This window comes from Dehalococcoides sp. THU4 (genome assembly GCF_043231265.1).
Taxonomy (GTDB): domain Bacteria; phylum Chloroflexota; class Dehalococcoidia; order Dehalococcoidales; family Dehalococcoidaceae; genus Dehalococcoides; species Dehalococcoides mccartyi.
On the sequence record NZ_CP171266.1, the window covers coordinates 68,672 to 86,268 of the forward strand.

The following is a 17,597-nucleotide window of genomic DNA, read 5'->3' on the forward strand; positions in this document are numbered from 1 at the left end:
ATACATCAGTCTAAGAATGCCTTGCCGCGTCTCGGTTTGCAAGTTCAGCTTGCCAACATTCATAAATCCCGCAACTCCAACCATCTAGGAACTGATTAGCCCATCCAAGTATCTCTCTAAGATGAACCATATCAATTTTCATGGGTGGTAAGGAGACTTTTCCAACTTTGTCAACAGGATACCTTAGTTTCTGCGAGTTCTTGTCAATTTCATCAAATTGAGTAATTATCTTCTCGACTACATTAATATCCCTAAAGTTTTCTTCTGATAATTCTTCTGAATTAAGATTGTATTCCTTACAAAATTTTTCATATCGCTCATAAAAAATTCTCCACAGCATCAGTAGTGAGTGCTCATTTTTAATTGTTTCAAGGATACCTTCACAGGCGATAAAAAGTTGTTTGAGTCTCAATTCTAAATGATGGCGATACAAATATAGTATGCTATAAGCTATGGATTCCCAATGTTCAGAGTAATCATGCCTCTCTAAGAGATCAGATTGAACTAGATGGTCAACCAACACGTCAGCCGCTCTCCAATACCCGGTACAGTATGCATACCAATCCTTATCCTCACCCCCAACAATAGCTTCGTTTCTTCTTTGCCCGGAAAGAGCGAACAAATCTATATCGCCCTCAGGGAGTTTATGTGGTTTGAGATGATTGTAATATTTGTCTGTGATTTTGTTTTCTTCTTGCTGTTCCATAAATATCCACCATAAAATAAAGTATTCATCAAGCTTGTATTCTTTATTTACATACGGCAATTGTTAGAAAATAATAACCACCTGCTTATCGAGCCTGTGTCATATATAGATTTCCTAAAAGCAGGTCCTAACGATAAAATCTATGCTTCCACCTTGTTTAGTATCGATAAGCACGCTAGTTTTTTCCAAAGGGGGTAACTCCTTTTCAGCAATATAACTTCCAGCGCTCGCAAACCATTTAACTGAAGGTAGTTCAGATCGTACCAGTTCCCATGCAGCAGCCCACGTGTGTGAGGAATGAGTTGTATGTGGATGCTGGAGAATTATTGATGGTTTCTTTGCTTTAGAAAGCATCCGAAAACTATTTTTTAAGGTTTTTCGTGTTGAGCCGGTATGGTCCATATTTCTATTGTTGAAAATAGTCAGGTCGTGACAGCCTAAGACCATGATATTGCCCAGATTAGGTAGACTGAAAAAGTGCGTTTCCAAATCTGGGACACGTACCAAACCGCTTTGTTGCGCATTTGTAGGATATGATTTACCCGTCCAATATAATTGTCCAGTTTGTGTATCAACAAGCGCCACCAACTCCACGTGTGGGTCGTGGATGTAATTCTGCGTCGTGGAAACAAGTGTTTTTGAAGAATCGACCCCTATTGTAAGGTAATCAGTAAGTCTAGCTAGTCTTTTCAGCGTTTCTTTAGTCAGAACTTTCTGGAGAGCTACTTCGGCAGCCCCCAAAATAGCAGATAAAGCTTTTGGGTTTGGATTCCAGAAGTTGCCGATTAAATCCCTCGTAACTTGGTGTGGCCATTCAAACTCAAGGAAACCGCCGCAGGTCATCAAAAAATGGGCCCGGATATTTTTTATTTCCTCATCATTACCCCAAATATCACAAATTTCATTTAGGAGCTTCACCGAATCTTCGGGCTTTTTGGACCAAAAACCATCAATAATAATTCGAGCAACCCATGGCTCCGGGTCAAATAATGTGCTTATGTCCCAATTAGACATACCACTCATCAGTACTTTTTCAAACCATGCTCTATCTTCAGCACTCTCGGGATCCAATCCACACCACTGACAGTCATTGCTATACAGCCGTACTGTCGGTTTCAACCCTCGTATTATGGGAGCAAAATCCCTAAGGGTATCGTACCAGGCTCGCTGCTCGTCCCTGTATATTGGGCTATTATCCTCGGCACTTATCTCCAAACACAGTTGAATCCATCTATCAATATTGAATTTTGCAGGTATGTCTTTAGGATATAAAGACAACGCTAGCTTTCGGCAAGCTGTAAAGTGTTGACTCTCATCAAATTCAACAACAAATCCAGGATTCGGAATGAAATAATCAACAGGCGGTAAAGAATGTGTTTTGATAAAGTCACGATTCCCCCTAAAGCGTTGGAGGGCCAAATACACCTCTTTAAGTGCTGAATATAACGGTGAATTTGCATAGTCTTCATATGAAACCCCATAAGGCAATGAATGAGCAGGTCGAACCTCTCCATAAATACGCTCTAACATCGCCTTTATTGTTGCTTTACATTGAGGACACCGTTCGTCATGCTGTTTAGAAGTATATTCGAGCTGAGAATTTTTATTTAGTTTAGCTTGGAGTATCCTGGTCATCCCAATAGTATTCCCAACAATTTCGAAACCCAAATTCATTAAGAATGTATTAGATTCCTTTCCCCCGTTGAACATCGATGGAGATAGCTCAATGCCGTTGGCATACCTATTCGCTAATGAAATCACATATTTAGGGGGAAAGGACTGCCCTGAAAATACCAGAAAGAAATCCCTCGATTGTCGACTAGGCGGAACTCCTTCCTGACAAATTGTTTCTATTGCCTTAATTACATTTTCCCGCGTTATATTGCTGGGGTATCATCCTCTATCCTCTTTGCATCTTCTCATGTTAACTTATCATTGATGATTTATGAATACGAATGTTTGGAGAATTAAACCTTATACTCAATTCCAGCACCAAAATAATTTTGCAAGTCATTATTCCAAACAAAGTAGGCACAGACTAAATTAGTCCATTGCTCTGTACTTATTTTTCCCCCAACTTCGAAAATCTTTACACGCTTTCCTATTTTACCTATTCTCCGCACGTGAGCTCGATGGCGAGATATGAGTTCTTCTCGTTCATATATTCTAATTGCTCCATCGCAGTGGATGAAAGTCCGTGTAGCGGGTACGAATATACCATGAAAATAACGACTAGCTCGAATTTCACACACTTCAAGTTTAGGAACTTCTTCGCAAATGAAATGAATTCCATCATCCCTAGGACTCCAAACCAAATCTGTAAATTCTACCTCTTCCTGGCAATATGGACCCGGCATCCATCTGGAATGTTCTTCTTGTTGGAGCCCTGCAAGAGAATTCCAATCTAGTGGCTTACCCCAAACCAGCATCTTAAACAAAATTGGATGATATGCTTTTGCATCATGAACAAGCAACGGGTCTAGCCTAACCTTGATTTTTGTTGTTACAGCTATGTCTTTTAATTGACTGAGTGCCCAATGCATAGAACTTATAGATTTTGCAATGGGAGGTACGACTTCAAAAACTGTATTACTTCGGTTTAATCCCGGGAAAAAATGATCGTTATAGCGAAAATGATCAAGCTCTACTAGACCATTGGAGTCAAGGCAAATCCCAACAAGCTCAGGATTATCATAAGGTTTTACTTTACATTGCGATGGATCGTTTCTAAGGGATTGCATACGTTTAGCTGCTACCGCATCACCTATGACCTGTATAGTGACCTCTAGTTTAAGATCTGCACGATCTAAACACTCTAACTGCTTGGCCCAGATCGGAGCTGCATCTCCTTGCGGTATATTTTCCAATTTGATCTCGTCTGAAAATTTTCTTAAAATATCACCGAAATAGCCCTCTTGTGCCAGAGTTTGCGGAACAAGCCAACGTATTGGAACATTCGAGCTACCAAAATACTCTACTATCTCTTCAGGAATCTCGACCATAAATCCCCCAATCTAACTTATAATATACTTACTATGGACCTATAATACCAAGAATATTAAATTTGTCCATATAAAATAGTCACTTACCATTCTCGAATACTAGTTGTACGAATACCACAAAGCCAATCAGTATTATAATGCTTAAATAGAGAATGTACCCCAAGGTTGCTATGTAGAGTCTAGGGCATACCTCAATCCAGATTACCCTGGATACTTATAGCCATGAACCCATAGCTTACAACAAGTTGCCACCAGTAAGTTTGACGATATTGTTTTGACAAGGAGAAGCGTGACAGATGAAAAAGTATTGGTGTCACCAATAAAAACAGCCCCCATGAATCTAACATCACGAGTAATCTTTTATGTTTAAATGATGAGGGCAGTATTGTTTAATGCACAATTCACACTTATAAATTTAGCTTCAAACTGGTAAGTAAAAAACCAAAACGCTTGTAATTTATGTGAGAATATGGTTTTAGTACAATAGAAAATAAATAGTGCAAAATATCCGTTTCTTTCATAATAAACCACCTAGGCGTTGCTCGACCAACTCTATAACCAAACTTTAGTATTAATTATTCTAATATTACTTATAGTCGGCCCTCATTCCTCAGGGCTCTTATTTAACAGATCTCCTACCTTATTGATATACTTAAATAAACACCATATAATTTAATTATAGATATGCGAGGCTAGTCCTGATTTCGTTTGTATTTCTTAGTTGGTTAGTTTCAAAATAAGTAATTTTCTTTTATATAATGCCGAATTACACGATTATTTGAGCCGGTTAAATTTATTCAATATAATCTAGAATTTAAAATACTGAGATCTTAAATGACGCGCAGAGATGATTTTTCAAAAAATAGCATCGATATTCTTGCGAAAAGAGCGGGCCAACTGTGTTCTAATCCAGAGTGTGGACTGGCTACAAGTGGTCTTCATTCATCCTCAAATAAAGCTATAATTACAGGTGTCGCTGCGCACATATGCGCTGCGGCACCTGGTGGAAAACGTTATGATGTCGAAATGACATCAGAAGAACGCACTTCCATAGATAATGGTATATGGCTTTGCGCTACTTGCGCCAAACTGATCGATTCCGACGAGAAAATCTACACGGTTAAACTACTAAAAAAATGGAAATATGACCACGAACATAAAAGACGTAAAAGTATGTTGCATGCTTCAAAAGACACCACAATTCTTTCAGATGAATTAAGCAGACTTTCAAAATCTGCCTCACCAAAATCTTCTTTGAATCCCGATTTTCGAATCCAAGTAACTACAAATTCCGAAAATCTACCTGTATATTCTCATATTAGTACTAGCGGTAGTAATCCGGTCGCGATATCATTCACCATTAATTATTCTGGTTCGAAGCTAATTGAGTATCTTCAAATACATACCTGGTTACTTTATGGACGTGTTGTAAGGAGTCCAGAGGTTTGGGAATCTTCTTCCTGGCAACCTCAAGAGATAGAATGTTTACCCAGAGAGCTAACAATGTTCGCAGAAATCGGCTCTTTTAAACGATACATGCTTAGTCTTTCGCCACATGACAAATTCTATCTCATGGCGAGTCAACATCCAAAATATTTGCCCGAATTGGATATTGAGTGGATGACTTTTATAGGGATGATACCTATACCCTGGCAAATTGAGATCCCTGGAGAAAAACCTATCTTCGGAGTGATTCTTTTATGGGTTTCTGAACATGGAATCCTGACAAGCGAATCCGTACCTGTTGACACTGACTGGAATAGTATTGACAAACGTCTCAAAGAAATTATTAAAAAATATAAACCAGATAAGTCGGAGATGCAATATACTGGCATTACAGAGTATTAGTCATTATTGTCTACTGAATAAAAATACCAGAACTGTAATTTTTCTGAAGAGCAAATGGTTAGCTATATTAGCTAATTTGTTTGATGTAAGCCATTAAGCATTATCAAAATCAAGCATAACCAAAACTAGTTCAATTAGTTCAAATGAAATGGGTGAAATGATTGGTAGCTTGATTCCTGTTTTAAGTTAGGTCAACCACTCTCGTGTTTCCATATCTAACATTAAAACTCATTCTGGAGAGTCAAGGCAATGATACTTCTAATGCTTAGTTCTGCTGCACATAAAAACTACAAAAAAGCAGCTTAAAGCACTCATAAAATATAATCCGTGCGTAAATCGCGTTATATTTACTCAAAATAGCGCTTTAAGCGCTATTTTGAGTATACTCCGAAACCCTTTGAGCACCCTCTATTAATTATTCGTAAGAAGCAGCTTGAAGTATCACCAAGTATACCCTTAAAAGATGCTCGAAAGGCTGCTCCAATTGGGTTATTTTTAGTGCATTTTATAGCAGAAAATGATCGTAAATGCTTAAGGCTATGTAGCCGTGTACTCAGCTATGAGAATAACAATCTTATCATCACATTTTTTAACCTCTGATGAAGTATTGCTCCGAGCACACTAAATTTTATAACCCTTTCCAAGTTCTTTATTTAAACTGATCCATCCACCTGGCCATTGCTTCCCCCTGTCTCTCTTGGGGGAATAGTGAAAAATAATCGTTAAGCGCTTTCTCAAACACTTCATAATCCGAAGCCCAGGAAGGGGTAAAAGCCACTTTATAAACCTCATATTCTAAATATACGGACGTATTAAGAGCATGGTTTTGAAATACAAGGCTATTGTTTAAACAGACTGAGATGCTCATAGTTCAAAAACCATTATCATTTAATGTAGAGAAGAACTTAACCATAGACGAAGAGCACTCAAGTAATATGGCACTGATAATAAAATATGCTTCCTACAATATAGGCACAATTACTCCTGCCAATGTAACCAATATAAAAAATGCATTATCTTACTTTGAAAAGAACCTCAGTGACATTATTTTAATCAAAGATTTACACGATTTGATTAAGGATAGGGAATCTGCAAGAGAAGCAATAATTGAGCAGTTAAATATCATCATATTAAAACGCGTTGTACCCGGGCATTGCAGGTATTGCCCGTTTTAATGGAAAACTAGGAGTACACAATGAGAGTTGCACTTTATGCCAGAGTATCCAGCGAAGCTCAGGATGTAGAATTATCCATTGCCGCCCAGCTAAGGGCGCTCAGGGATTATGCTAAATCCAAAGGGGATGAAATCATATGCGAGTATACGGATGAGGCAGAAACAGGCCGCACCGATGCCCGCCCTGCTTTCCGCGAAATGATTCACTTTGCCAGACGCAAACCCAAAGAAATTGACGCTATTTTAGTTTGGAAATACTCTAGATTTGCCCGTAATCGTGAAGATTCTATCGTCTACAAGACTCTACTCCGCAAAAATGGAATACAAGTAATTTCTATTAATGAAATCTTTGATGACTCTCCCAGCGGGAGATTATCAGTAGCTATAATTGAAGACATAGACGAATATTACTCTGACAACTTGGGAGAAGAGGTAACAAGGGGTATGAGAGAAAGTGTATCCCGAGGCTTCTATATTTCAGTCAATCCGCCTTATGGCTATTCTAAAGTTAAAGTGGCTGATGGCAACAAGACTCGATCCAAACTTAAAATTAAACCAGATGAGGCAAATATCGTAAAAAAGATGTTTGATGCCATAATCTCAGGCAAGGGCATAACAGAAATTGTTAAAGAACTAAATAACACGGGTATACCCAGTCCAAAGAACAAGCGTTGGGGTAAGACCAGCATATATTCCATTCTCTCCAATGAAGTCTATACTGGAACGGTTGTTTGGGGGCGTAATAGTAAACGCAACTTAGAGCCAATTCGGGTCACTAATAGCTGTGAACCAATCATAGATAAACAAATTTTCGATACAGTTAAACAGATTCTTAAACAACGGGCTCCGCAAGTTACCCACCCCCGTATAACCTCAAGCCATTTCCTCTTAAGCGGGTTGACCCGTTGTGCTTACTGTGGCAGGCCTATGACGGGCTGTAATGCCAAAAGCGGACATTTTTCTTACTATGTGTGCCAAAGCCTGCGACGGCATGGAGCTCAAACCTGTAAGGCAAAGTACATACCCGCACCTAAGTTGGAAAAACAGATATTAGAGAAAATAAGCGGAAATATCTTAACTGAAGACAATTTGAGAGAGCTTCTAGAACTAAGCAATCAAGAAATGGACAAGGCATTCGAAAGCGTAAAGTGCGAACAAAACATACTAGATGACAAAATAACCGATATTGACTATCGGTTATCCAATATCTACAAGGCAATCGAGAGCGGTAACTTTGACTTACCTGATTTATCTCCCCGTTTAAAAGAACTTCATAAACAAAAGGCTTTACTATCAACCAAACAAACAGAACTCAAAACAACGATATCCGAGTATAAAGTATCAAATATGAGTCCTGAGCAAATCGCTTTTTATATTAAAGACCTAAAGGAACTACTGGATGAAGCTGAACTGGGTGAACTCAAAGCCTTCATTAGGAATTTTGTGAAAGAGATACGCATCAGAGATAACGAAGTTACACTGGAATACTTTGCGCCGATAGCGGAAATGAACACGAATAAGAGGGTTCTGCCTATTGTACAGAATGGTGGGCGGTAGTGGGGTCGAACCACTGACCTCAGCGATGTCAACGCTGCGCTCTAACCAACTGAGCTAACCGCCCAAGAGACACATATTTTACTAGCTTAGCACCTTAGCGTCAAATAAGACTTAGAAGATATTCCAACCCGCCATTTTATGGGCATCCAGTTCATTACCGAAAGCCTTTTTAGGGGTGACACCCTTTACAATAAGGGCGGCAACACCTATCTTGATGATATCCCCGGCAATAAAAGGCACCAGCCCCATAGACAGCAAAGCAGTAAAGCTGACCGGCTGACCGACGACAGATGACAGCCAGTAATTAAGCCAGAAAATACCGGGTATATATACCAGGGCAAAGTTTGCAAATAGCATCAGGCCAAACATGGTGGTAAAGCTGCGCGCCCGGATATATCTGTCAGCAAAATAGCCCAGGAAAAGAGACAGGCAAACAAATCCCACCAGATAACCGGCTGTAGCGGTTACACCGGCACTCCAGCCGTTGAAAACAGGCATACCCGCCCAACCGGCCGCTGCGTATATGGCAACAGCCGCACCACCCCACCACCTACCCAGCAAAACAGCTGAAAGCAAGATGGCAAAAGTATGCAGTGTAACAGGTATGGGAGTCCACGGCAGGGGCAGTTTTATCTGGGCGGACAGGGCAATCAACCCCGCAGCCGCCAGAGTAAGGCCGATTTTAGCCCATATATTTAAAGCACTACGCCGCTTAAAGACATCATAACGGAACTGACTGAGCGTACCTGTCATTTGCATATGTACATACCTCCCATAACATGATAATGAAAAGTGATGCAGGAAAATCTACTTGGATACAGTGGGTCTGCGGTTGCCTACCAGGGCAATATCCAGATTCTTGCCGCAGTGGGGGCAAGTAGTGGATATAGTTATCGGCTGGCTCATCACCCGTTCAACCACTGCTGAAACTACCGAATCAATATTATCCAGCCTTTGGTCAAAAAGCTCCAGACGGTTGTTGATATCGTCCAGGCTTATATCGTCACTGTGCTTTTTCATGGAGGGCTTGTCTTTGTTTGCCAAGTGATACCTCCGTTCAGATTTAACCCATTATAAGTAAGAAAGCAGAACATGTCAAAACATTTAGCGGGTTTTCGGGCAAGGGTATTGCCTGCGGGTGTATGCGGTTTTATACTGAAAACGAGAGGGCGGAAACGGAGAAGGAAATGCCTGAACTGCTGGTAGGTACGGTTTCCGATTATTTTGCTCATCCCGGGGTGGCTGGTATAGACCTGATAGACCAGCTCAAAGTGGGGGATACTATACGTATAGAAGGCCATACCACTGACTTTGAGCAGGAAGTAGATTCCATCCAAATAAATCATGCCAACCTTACCGAGGCCAAAGCCGGCGATAGTGTTGGCATAAGAGTCTGCGACCGGGTACGGCCGGGAGACATGGTTTATAAAGTTACTTAGCCGAGGTTTTTCATCAAATTGGCCACTTCAATAGCCTGAGTAGCAGCATCAAAGCCCTTGTTGCCCATCTTGGTGCCTGCCCGCTCAATGGCCTGTTCAATGCTATCTGCGGTTATAACCCCGAATATCACCGGCAAAGACGCATCCAGCCCTACTCTGGCAATACCCTTGGAAACTTCGCTGGATACATATTCAAAATGGGGAGTACTGCCCCGGATAACCGCCCCCAGACAGATAACCGCATCGTAGCGGCCGCTCTTAGCCAGTTTCTGGGCTACAAGCGGAATTTCAAACGCCCCCGGCACCCAGGCTACGTCAGTATTTTCGGCACTCACCCCGTGGCGTTCCAGACTGTCTTTAGCCCCTGACAGCAGCTTTGAAGTAATAAATTCGTTAAAGCGGGACACTACCAGAGCCACTTTCAAACCCTGCCCGTTTAAAACACCCGAAAACTCTTTACCCATTTTGCCTACTCCTTAAGATGTATCTCTTAGTTTGTTTTGTCTACGTTTAACAGATGGCCCATTTTTTTCTGTTTGGTTTCCAGATAATGGCGGTTAAAACTGTTAGGTTCAACGATAATAGGCACGGTCTCAACTACCTGAATACCGTAGCCCTCCAGACCTACCACCTTTTTGGGGTTATTGGTCATCATCCGGATTTTACTTAAGCCCAAATCTACCAGTATCTGAGCACCTATACCGTATTCGCGCAGGTCAGGTGCAAAACCAAGTTCAATGTTAGCCTCAACCGTATCCAAACCCTTGTCCTGCAGGGCATATGCACACAGCTTGTTATGCAGGCCTATGCCGCGGCCTTCCTGCCGCATATAAAGCAGCACTCCCCGCCCGGCTTTGGCTATTTGATTAAGCGCCATATCCAGCTGCTCACCGCAATCACAGCGCTTGCTGCCAAAGACATCACCGGTAATACATTCGCTGTGTACCCTGACCAAAACCGGCTCCGGGCCGGAGATATCTCCCATTACCAGAGCAATGTGTTCGTCAGCATCAAACTGGCTTTTATAGGCAACCGCTTTAAACTGGCCGTGAGAAGTAGGCAGTTCGGCTTCAGTTATCTTTTTAACCATTTTTTCGGTACGGCGGCGGTAGGAAATTATGTCCTTAACACTTATTATCTTTATAGCCCATTCGGCGGCTTTCGCTTCAAGCTGGGGCAGACGAGCCATAGTGCCGTCATCATTCATAATCTCGCAAAGTACGCCGGAAGGGTACAGCCCGGCCATCCGGGTTAAATCCATAGAGGCTTCGGTATGCCCCGCCCGTACCAGCACCCCGCCCTCGCGGGCGCGCAGGGGGAACATATGTCCGGGCATGGCAATATCTTCACGGGTAGCCACCGGGTCTATCAAAACCTGCACTGTAGCCGCCCGGTCAGCTGCCGAAATACCGGTAGTAACTTTTTTACGGGCTTCCACCGAAACGGTGAACCCGGTGCTGTAAGGCGAAGTATTTTCCGTAACCATCATAGGTATTTTCAGCTGTTCAAGCCTTTCGGCAGTGAGTGAAACACAAATAAGGCCGCGGGCATTTTTTGCCATGAAATTTATGGCATCAGGCGTGACCATTTCAGATGCCATGACCAAATCACCTTCATTTTCGCGGTCATAGTCATCTACCACAATAACAAAACGGCCGGCCTTTATATCTTCAATAGCATCTTCAACACGGGCATTAGGCATAAAATATACTCCCCCTGAAAAACTAAAATAGCTTAAAAACCGTTTTCGGCCAGAAACTCCGGGCTTATGCCCCGTTCTGTCCGGCACAGTTTCTCCACGTATTTACCTATTATATCAGTTTCTATGTTTACCGTATCCCCCGGCTTTAGCAGACCCAGATTAGTTGATTTGCCGCTCAGGTTCACCAGCGAAATGGAAAAACGCTTTGCCTGTAAATCTGTAATAGTTAAACTGACCCCGTTGACCGCCACAAATCCCTTATGAACCATATAACGGGTAAGGTCTTGGTCTGTTTCAAAGGTAAGCAGGCGGGCGCTGCCGTCAGGTACGGAGGAAATTAACCTGGCAGTGCCGTCTACGTGCCCCTGCACCAGATGCCCGCCCATTCGGCTGTTTAGAGTAAGTGCCCGTTCCAGATTTAGAGGTGAATTAGAAGACAGTTTGCCCAGATTGGAAAGACGCAGGGTTTCGGGCATGATATCCGCATGAAAAGAAGAACTGTCAAAACTGGTAACTGTCAGGCAGACGCCATTGACCGCTATGCTGTCACCCACTTTCAGTGATTCCAGCACCAACTTTGCCCCAATGTGCAAATAAGCGGGGTTTCGGGCTTTTAAAAAGCCAAGTTCCTCAACTATGCCTGTAAACACGGTTACTCCTTAATAACGTAACCGGAAATCAACACGTCCTGTCCGAATGCGGTAGTGGTAATATCCCGAAGCTTGGCTGAGTCTGTAATCAGCTCCGCACCCAAACCTGCAACCGGTATCTTGGCGTCCTTGCCGCCTATTATTATGGGGGCGACAAATACCAAAACCTTGTCCACCAGTTTAAGGTCAAAAAGCGAACCCAGCACAATGCCGCCGCCCTCTACCAGCACACTGGTTACCCCGTTTTGCCCCAGATAACGCAGCAGGGATTTTAAGTCTACCAGCCCCCGTTCATCCGGCATTTCCACCACTTTTGCCCCGACCTCATCATACGCCTGTTTCTCTTCGGGAGTAAGCCCTTTGGCTACAGCTACAATGGTATTGCCGGGAACATGAAAAACGTTGGAACTCAAAGGTGCCCGGCCGTTATCATCAATAATTACTCTGGTGGGCTGGCAATGTGAAGTGCCGCCCCGCCCGCAGTTTACTCTGGCTGTCAGGTGGGGGTCATCTTTGAGTATAGTATTAAGCCCGGCCATAATCACATCTGATATATGGCGGATATAATGGGCAAAATGACGGGATTCCTCGTTGGAAATCCACTTGGAATCACCGGTGCGGGTGCCTGTTTTGCCGTCAAGGCTCATAGCGTATTTGGCAGTCACAAAGGGCATACCGGTGGTAATATACTTGAAATAGGCTTCATTCATCTGGCGGGCTTCACGCTCCATCATGCCCAGATGAACCTTTATGCCGGCATCTTCCAGCTCTTTTTTGCCCTTGCCGGAAACCAAGGGATTATCATCCAGGGTGGCAATATAAACCTCTTTGATGCCTGATTCTATAATAGCCACAGTGCAGGGCGGGGTCCGCCCCTGGTGGCAGCACGGCTCTAAAGTCACATATAAAGCAGCCCCTTTGGCCTTTTCAGCCGCCTGCTTCAAAGCTACTATCTCAGCGTGGTCACCGCCGGGCGGCTGGGTAAAGCCCTGACCAACCACTTCGCCGTTTTTTACAATGACAGCCCCCACCGCCGGGTTAGGACTGACCTGACCTATAGCCAACTTAGCAAGCGACAAAGCCTGAGACATATATTTCATAGCGCTGGCATTCTAGCATCAAATCTTCATTTTTTGCAAACCCGCACTGGTTTTAATGATTTACTATATATCAGGGTAATACGTATATAAAAAGCCGGAGCCGCCTAAAAAGCGGCTCCGAATCAGCTAGACTTGGATATTCCGGGTTTATTTTATACTGTAAACAGCCTGGACAGTTACCGTTACGGTGGTTTCCCCTGAACTAATGGGAGTAATTTCAGGAGCAGAGCTTACCATACCTGTATCTTTGGAGTAATCCCAGCGGGGTATATAGTTGCTGGTTTCGGTGATGTAGATAAGTTTACCTAAAGATATACCTGCTACCGAAGCCATCTGTTCGGCTCTGGCCTTGGCATCCTGAATAGCCAAAGTGCGGGCCTGTTCATAAGCGGCAGAGGGGTCATCTATTGAGAAATACAGCCCGTTTACCCGGCTGTCATCTCCGCCAGCCCTGACGGCCTCATCCAGAATACTGCCGGTCTGGGCAATCTGGCGGATTTTTACCTCAGCCTGATTGCTTACCCTGTAACCTATAATAGTAGATCTGTTATCAACCCATTCGGTAACAGGAGAGATATAGTAGCTGCTGGTCTTGATATCGGTTTCCAGCACTCCGTTGGCTTTGAGGGAGTTTATAATGGCGTTCATAGCCTGGGCGGCCTGGGCCTGGGCGGCATCAATACTGGCACCCATGCTCTCTACCCCCAGGGTCAAAATGGCTACATCAGGGCTTACAACTACCTCACCGCTGCCGTTTACCCAGACCCCGGTATTCTGCTGGCTCCAGATAACACCGGGGCTGTCCGTTGTATCTGTTTCATCAGTAGTGCTGGCAGCACAACCCACTACGCCTCCGGCTAGTGACACTACCAGTAACCCGCTTACTATAGGCAATAATATTTTTTTGTCCATCCTTACCTCCTTGATATTCAAATAATATAACGCCCCAACCAAAAAGAAGTTAGCAGCGTTTTAAAAAATTGGATGGATTTTTTGTAGAATGAATATCAGAAAGGTTGTATAATTTGCCCCAGATGAATGCTGCAAACTTGAAAAGCCTCCTGATGGAACTAGCCGGTATAATCCTGGTAGCTTTGGTTATCTTCGGAATATCAAAAGTCACCCTGTCCTACTCTATTGTAGACGGAAGCAGCATGGACCCCACCCTGAAAGACGAACAGCGCCTGCTGGTAAATAAGCTTGCATACCTGTTCGGAGAACCCCAGCGGGGCGATATTATCGTTTTCCCCCCTCCGGAACAGTATTCTTATGAAAATGACTTTATAAAGAGGATTATCGGGCTGCCGGGTGACTCCGTAGAAGTAAAAGAAGACGGTACAGTCTATATAAATGACCAACCCTTATCCGAGCCGTATGTTGTTTATCCCAAAGCCTTCCCTACCGCCAAGGTTTATGTGCCGGAAGGGCAGTACTATGTAATGGGAGACAACCGGGTAGTCAGCCTTGACTCCCGTTACGGGTTTTTTGTGGCCAGGGAAGATATTGTGGGCAAGGCCTGGGTATCAGTCTGGCCTCTGGGTGAATTTCACTTTTTATCTGTTTTGCCTATTTTACTCATAATGAAACGGGATTAGTTATGGAAGACGTAGAAACACTCTTTGAAAAGACCGGAGCAATACTGAAGGGTCATTTCCTGTTGACTTCGGGACTGCATTCCCCCATTTACTGGGAAAAATTCAGAATCATTGAAAACCCGGAATATAACCAGCAGCTTTGCGGCATGATAGCCGAGCATTACAAAGACAAAGGGATAGAACTGGTAGCCGGCCCTACCACCGGGGGTATAGTTCTGGCCCATGAAATAGCCCGCCAGATGGGGCTGAAATGTGTTTTTGCCGAAAAAATTGCCGACAGCGAGCGCGGTTTCCGGCGGGGTTTCGTAATAAAACCGGGAGCCAAAGTGCTGGTGGTAGATGATATATTAACCACCGGCAAATCTGTCCGCGAGGTGCTGGCTGCGGTTAAAAAAGCCGGGGGTGAAGTGGCAGGCATAGGCGTACTGGTAGACCGCTCTGATACCGCTCTGCAGTTTAACGCCCCTGTTTTCAGCTGTCTGCGTTCAGCCACCACTACTTACAAACCGGAGGATTGCCCGCTTTGCCGCCAGGGTCTGCCCCTGACCAAACACGGCAGCAGTTAAAACCCGCCTAGAAAGGTTTTAAAAAGTATGGATACTCCCCTAATCATAGCCCTTATTGTAGTTATTACCGCCATACTTTCCATTTTTGCGGTTTATTATTATATGCGCTGGTCTTTTGAAAAACGGTTTAAGCGCTGGCAGGATGCGGCGGTAATCCTCTGGCAGAAAGATATGGAGCGGGTACAAAAACAGTCTGTTGCCCAAAGCCGTGCCACTCTGGGAGGCCGCTTTGCCGAACAGTTAACCCCTTACCTGCCCGAATTCAAATATGACCCCACCGAAGCCCGTTTTCTGGGCAGCCCCATAGACCTTATAGTCTTTCCGGGACTGGCACAGGGCAATCCCCGTGAGATAGTTATTGTGGAAGTCAAAACCGGCAAGCACTGCCAGCTGACAGATTCCGAAAAGAAAATCCGCCAGCTTATAGAAGACGGCATGGTACGCTGGGAGCTTATCCAACCGGGGGTGTTGCTGGAAAGACCCCTGCAGGAAATACTTGAACGGAATACCCCTGAGGAAGACTGCCCCCAAGAGCCGCTGACAGATACCGACTAAGTACGCTTGAAGTCTTTTTCAAGCTGGCAAAAGTCTATTTTTACAATCGTGGGACGCCCGTGAGGGCAGTGGCCGGGTACAGCGGTTTTCTCCAGTTTCAGCAGCAGTTCACGCATCTCCGCCTCGTTAAGCACCTGTCCTGCCCGAACTGCGGTATGGCAAGCCATCAGCCGCTGTAAACGTTCCTTTATCTCTGCCGGGGCATCTTTGGGGTTATCAACAAGCTCTGAAAGAAGGGCTTTGGCCTGGGGTGCGGTAAAACCGGCTGGGATTGATTGCACACGGTAGACTCTGCGGCCGAATTCTTCTATTTCAAACCCCATTAAATCCAGCTCTGATTTGCATTTTTCAATCATGGCTTCCTGCACCGGGTTTAGCTCCAGTATAAACGGAGCAAGAAGGCTCTGGCGCGCATTTTCAGAGGGGGGTTGTGAGGCAATTTCTTCGTAACGGATACGCTCATGGGCAGCGTGCTGGTCTATTATGTAAAGCCCATCCGGCCCTTCGGCCAGCAGGTAAAGGCCGCCTATCTGCCCCACCAGCCGCAGCAGCGGCAAAACCGATGTTTTAGCACTCTGGATAACAGGCGAAAAATACTGCTGGGCAGTACCGGCGGGTTTTGGGGTCTCACCCCAGATTGGCTCTTGCCTGGCAGATTCCTGCCGGTAAACAGGCGCTTCTTCGGCTATATGAAGGATGGGTGGCTTCTCCACCAGTGCCGAACGGACTGCCCGCTGGACAGCGGTAAAGATAGCACTTTCATCTGAAAATTTAACTTCGGCCTTGGTAGGGTGAATATTTACATCTACCAGCGCCCCATCCAGCCATATATTTATAACCCCCAGAGGGTAACGCCCCACCATAAGCAAGCCGCTGTAGGCCTGTTCTGCCGCTTTTTGCAAAGCCCTGCTCTGAATAAGGCGGCGGTTAACAAAGAAATGGAGGGAATTACGGTTGGAACGGCTGATTTCAGGCGGGCTTACCAGACCGCTGATATTTATGGCAGATGAACGGTAAGAGTCTGTTTCCAAATCCAGCATTTTACTTGCAACGTCGTTTCCGTATATTTCCAGCACGGCATCACGCAGTTTGCCGTTGCCGGGGGTATTTAAGGTATTCCGCCCGTCAATGCTCAGAGTAAACTTGACCTCAGGGTAAGCCAAAGCGTAACTAAGCACCACTTCCGACACTTTGGAGGCTTCATGCTGGGGAGTTTTAAGGAATTTCAGGCGGGCAGGCACCCGGCTGAAAAGGCGGGCGAGCTTTATAGTAGTACCGGGTGAACGTGCCATACGGGTATGCTTAACCATTTCGCCGCCGGACAAAGACAAATAAGTGCCGCTTTCTTCAGTTCGGGCAGCCGTCAGCATTTCCAAATCCGCCACCGCCGCAATACTGGGCAGGGCTTCACCCCTGAAACCCAGACTGGAGATGGCATAAATATCTTCAAAGCTGGAAAGCTTGCTGGTGGCATGGCGTTCAAAGGCCAGCAAAACTTCCGAAAAAACTATGCCGCACCCATCATCACTTACTTCTATATAGCCAATGCCGCCTTCGCGGATAACAACATCCACCCGTTTAGCTCCGGCATCAAGAGAGTTTTCCAGCAGCTCTTTGACCACTGAAGACGGCCCTTCAATGACCTCCCCGGCGGCTATGCGGGCAATAGTTGCCTTGTCCAGCAGTTTTATAGGCATAAAATA

At 44.5% G+C, this 17,597-nt stretch carries 18 protein-coding genes and 1 tRNA gene; 7 read left to right on the top strand and 12 right to left on the bottom strand.

Features of this window, described 5'->3' with window-relative positions; translation table 11 throughout:
• Positions 1-10 precede the first annotated feature (10 nt).
• The 3 genes from ACE6F3_RS00360 to ACE6F3_RS00370 form a co-directional block, all read right to left on the bottom strand.
• Positions 11-706: a hypothetical protein gene (locus ACE6F3_RS00360; protein WP_279115459.1), complete on the bottom strand. Its 696-nt coding sequence runs from the start codon at positions 704-706 to the stop codon at positions 11-13.
• A gap of 114 nt (positions 707-820) precedes the next feature.
• The gene (locus tag ACE6F3_RS00365; protein WP_279115458.1) at positions 821-2,380 is read right to left on the bottom strand and encodes a hypothetical protein; all 1,560 of its coding nucleotides are present in this window, start codon (positions 2,378-2,380) and stop codon (positions 821-823) included.
• Between the two features lie 293 nt (positions 2,381-2,673).
• Entirely contained in the window at positions 2,674-3,708 is a 1,035-nt protein-coding gene (locus tag ACE6F3_RS00370; RefSeq protein WP_279115457.1) for a hypothetical protein, read from the bottom strand.
• 834 nt (positions 3,709-4,542) lie between these two features.
• On the opposite strand from ACE6F3_RS00370, the gene ACE6F3_RS00375 reads away from it, so the two are divergent.
• The 3 genes from ACE6F3_RS00375 (at position 4,543) to ACE6F3_RS00385 (ending at position 8,287) form a co-directional block, all read left to right on the top strand.
• Positions 4,543-5,556 carry a hypothetical protein gene (locus tag ACE6F3_RS00375; protein ID WP_279115456.1) on the top strand — a complete coding sequence of 338 codons (1,014 nt, stop codon included), beginning with the start codon at positions 4,543-4,545 and terminating at the stop codon, positions 5,554-5,556.
• Between the two features lie 860 nt (positions 5,557-6,416).
• Positions 6,417-6,731, top strand: a complete 315-nt coding sequence (locus ACE6F3_RS00380) for a hypothetical protein (RefSeq protein WP_392654725.1) — start codon at positions 6,417-6,419, stop codon at positions 6,729-6,731.
• Between the two features lie 20 nt (positions 6,732-6,751).
• Entirely contained in the window at positions 6,752-8,287 is a 1,536-nt protein-coding gene (locus ACE6F3_RS00385; protein WP_279115451.1) for a recombinase family protein, read from the top strand.
• Here the strand turns inward: ACE6F3_RS00385 and ACE6F3_RS00390 are convergent.
• From ACE6F3_RS00390 to ACE6F3_RS00400, 3 genes are all read right to left on the bottom strand, one after another.
• Positions 8,275-8,351, bottom strand: a tRNA-Val gene (locus ACE6F3_RS00390). The two genes, ACE6F3_RS00385 and ACE6F3_RS00390, sit on opposite strands and share 13 nt — an antisense overlap.
• Positions 8,352-8,398: 47 nt before the next feature.
• Entirely contained in the window at positions 8,399-9,046 is a 648-nt protein-coding gene (locus ACE6F3_RS00395; RefSeq protein WP_279115450.1) for a biotin transporter BioY, read from the bottom strand.
• A 48-nt stretch (positions 9,047-9,094) separates the two neighbouring features.
• Entirely contained in the window at positions 9,095-9,331 is a 237-nt protein-coding gene (locus ACE6F3_RS00400) for a hypothetical protein (RefSeq protein ID WP_010936875.1), read from the bottom strand.
• 143 nt (positions 9,332-9,474) lie between these two features.
• Here ACE6F3_RS00400 and ACE6F3_RS00405 point away from each other — a divergent pair, with 143 nt between their 5' ends.
• Positions 9,475-9,726, top strand: coding sequence for an EF-Tu/IF-2/RF-3 family GTPase (locus tag ACE6F3_RS00405; protein WP_011929242.1), 252 nt, complete (start codon positions 9,475-9,477; stop codon positions 9,724-9,726).
• Here ACE6F3_RS00405 and ribE read toward each other — a convergent pair.
• The 5 genes from ribE to ACE6F3_RS00430 form a co-directional block, all read right to left on the bottom strand.
• Positions 9,723-10,190, bottom strand: a complete 468-nt coding sequence (gene ribE / locus ACE6F3_RS00410; RefSeq protein ID WP_023652493.1) for a 6,7-dimethyl-8-ribityllumazine synthase — start codon at positions 10,188-10,190, stop codon at positions 9,723-9,725. The two genes, ACE6F3_RS00405 and ribE, sit on opposite strands and share 4 nt — an antisense overlap.
• Positions 10,191-10,216: 26 nt before the next feature.
• Positions 10,217-11,428, bottom strand: a complete 1,212-nt coding sequence (locus tag ACE6F3_RS00415; RefSeq protein ID WP_279115449.1) for a bifunctional 3,4-dihydroxy-2-butanone-4-phosphate synthase/GTP cyclohydrolase II — start codon at positions 11,426-11,428, stop codon at positions 10,217-10,219.
• A gap of 32 nt (positions 11,429-11,460) precedes the next feature.
• Positions 11,461-12,078, bottom strand: a complete 618-nt coding sequence (locus tag ACE6F3_RS00420) for a riboflavin synthase (RefSeq protein ID WP_096476808.1) — start codon at positions 12,076-12,078, stop codon at positions 11,461-11,463.
• 2 nt (positions 12,079-12,080) lie between these two features.
• Complete coding sequence (gene ribD, locus ACE6F3_RS00425) at positions 12,081-13,178, bottom strand: bifunctional diaminohydroxyphosphoribosylaminopyrimidine deaminase/5-amino-6-(5-phosphoribosylamino)uracil reductase RibD (protein ID WP_010936880.1); 1,098 nt, start codon at positions 13,176-13,178, stop codon at positions 12,081-12,083.
• A 147-nt stretch (positions 13,179-13,325) separates the two neighbouring features.
• Positions 13,326-14,090 carry an SIMPL domain-containing protein gene (locus ACE6F3_RS00430; protein WP_041342567.1) on the bottom strand — a complete coding sequence of 255 codons (765 nt, stop codon included), beginning with the start codon at positions 14,088-14,090 and terminating at the stop codon, positions 13,326-13,328.
• Between the two features lie 122 nt (positions 14,091-14,212).
• On the opposite strand from ACE6F3_RS00430, the gene lepB reads away from it, so the two are divergent.
• The 3 genes from lepB to ACE6F3_RS00445 are packed head-to-tail and all read left to right on the top strand — an operon-like array spanning position 14,213 to position 15,894.
• Entirely contained in the window at positions 14,213-14,773 is a 561-nt protein-coding gene (lepB, locus tag ACE6F3_RS00435; protein ID WP_171973453.1) for a signal peptidase I, read from the top strand.
• A 2-nt stretch (positions 14,774-14,775) separates the two neighbouring features.
• Entirely contained in the window at positions 14,776-15,339 is a 564-nt protein-coding gene (pyrE, locus tag ACE6F3_RS00440) for an orotate phosphoribosyltransferase (protein WP_010936883.1), read from the top strand.
• Positions 15,340-15,366: 27 nt separating this feature from the next.
• The gene (locus ACE6F3_RS00445; RefSeq protein ID WP_279115448.1) at positions 15,367-15,894 is read left to right on the top strand and encodes a Holliday junction resolvase-like protein; all 528 of its coding nucleotides are present in this window, start codon (positions 15,367-15,369) and stop codon (positions 15,892-15,894) included.
• On the opposite strand, the gene mutL is transcribed toward ACE6F3_RS00445, so the two are convergent.
• On the bottom strand, positions 15,891-17,591 hold the full coding sequence (mutL, locus tag ACE6F3_RS00450) for a DNA mismatch repair endonuclease MutL (RefSeq protein ID WP_279115447.1): 1,701 nt from the start codon (positions 17,589-17,591) through the stop codon (positions 15,891-15,893). The two genes, ACE6F3_RS00445 and mutL, sit on opposite strands and share 4 nt — an antisense overlap.
• Positions 17,592-17,597 lie beyond the last annotated feature (6 nt).

What these genes read in the sequence shown, in the direction of transcription:
- ACE6F3_RS00385 (WP_279115451.1), top strand. Translation starts at nt 6,752, where the DNA reads ATGAGAGTTGCACTTTATGCCAGAGTATCCAGCGAAGCTCAGGATGTA.
- ACE6F3_RS00430 (WP_041342567.1), bottom strand. Translation starts at nt 14,090, where the DNA reads ATGGACAAAAAAATATTATTGCCTATAGTAAGCGGGTTACTGGTAGTG.
- ACE6F3_RS00380 (WP_392654725.1), top strand. Translation starts at nt 6,417, where the DNA reads ATGCTCATAGTTCAAAAACCATTATCATTTAATGTAGAGAAGAACTTA.
- ribD (WP_010936880.1), bottom strand. Translation starts at nt 13,178, where the DNA reads ATGAAATATATGTCTCAGGCTTTGTCGCTTGCTAAGTTGGCTATAGGT.
- pyrE (WP_010936883.1), top strand. Translation starts at nt 14,776, where the DNA reads ATGGAAGACGTAGAAACACTCTTTGAAAAGACCGGAGCAATACTGAAG.
- ACE6F3_RS00415 (WP_279115449.1), bottom strand. Translation starts at nt 11,428, where the DNA reads ATGCCTAATGCCCGTGTTGAAGATGCTATTGAAGATATAAAGGCCGGC.
- mutL (WP_279115447.1), bottom strand. Translation starts at nt 17,591, where the DNA reads ATGCCTATAAAACTGCTGGACAAGGCAACTATTGCCCGCATAGCCGCC.
- ACE6F3_RS00365 (WP_279115458.1), bottom strand. Translation starts at nt 2,380, where the DNA reads ATGAATTTGGGTTTCGAAATTGTTGGGAATACTATTGGGATGACCAGG.
- ACE6F3_RS00375 (WP_279115456.1), top strand. Translation starts at nt 4,543, where the DNA reads ATGACGCGCAGAGATGATTTTTCAAAAAATAGCATCGATATTCTTGCG.
- ACE6F3_RS00395 (WP_279115450.1), bottom strand. Translation starts at nt 9,046, where the DNA reads ATGCAAATGACAGGTACGCTCAGTCAGTTCCGTTATGATGTCTTTAAG.
- ACE6F3_RS00370 (WP_279115457.1), bottom strand. Translation starts at nt 3,708, where the DNA reads ATGGTCGAGATTCCTGAAGAGATAGTAGAGTATTTTGGTAGCTCGAAT.
- ACE6F3_RS00360 (WP_279115459.1), bottom strand. Translation starts at nt 706, where the DNA reads ATGGAACAGCAAGAAGAAAACAAAATCACAGACAAATATTACAATCAT.
- ribE (WP_023652493.1), bottom strand. Translation starts at nt 10,190, where the DNA reads ATGGGTAAAGAGTTTTCGGGTGTTTTAAACGGGCAGGGTTTGAAAGTG.
- lepB (WP_171973453.1), top strand. Translation starts at nt 14,213, where the DNA reads ATGAATGCTGCAAACTTGAAAAGCCTCCTGATGGAACTAGCCGGTATA.
- ACE6F3_RS00445 (WP_279115448.1), top strand. Translation starts at nt 15,367, where the DNA reads ATGGATACTCCCCTAATCATAGCCCTTATTGTAGTTATTACCGCCATA.
- ACE6F3_RS00405 (WP_011929242.1), top strand. Translation starts at nt 9,475, where the DNA reads ATGCCTGAACTGCTGGTAGGTACGGTTTCCGATTATTTTGCTCATCCC.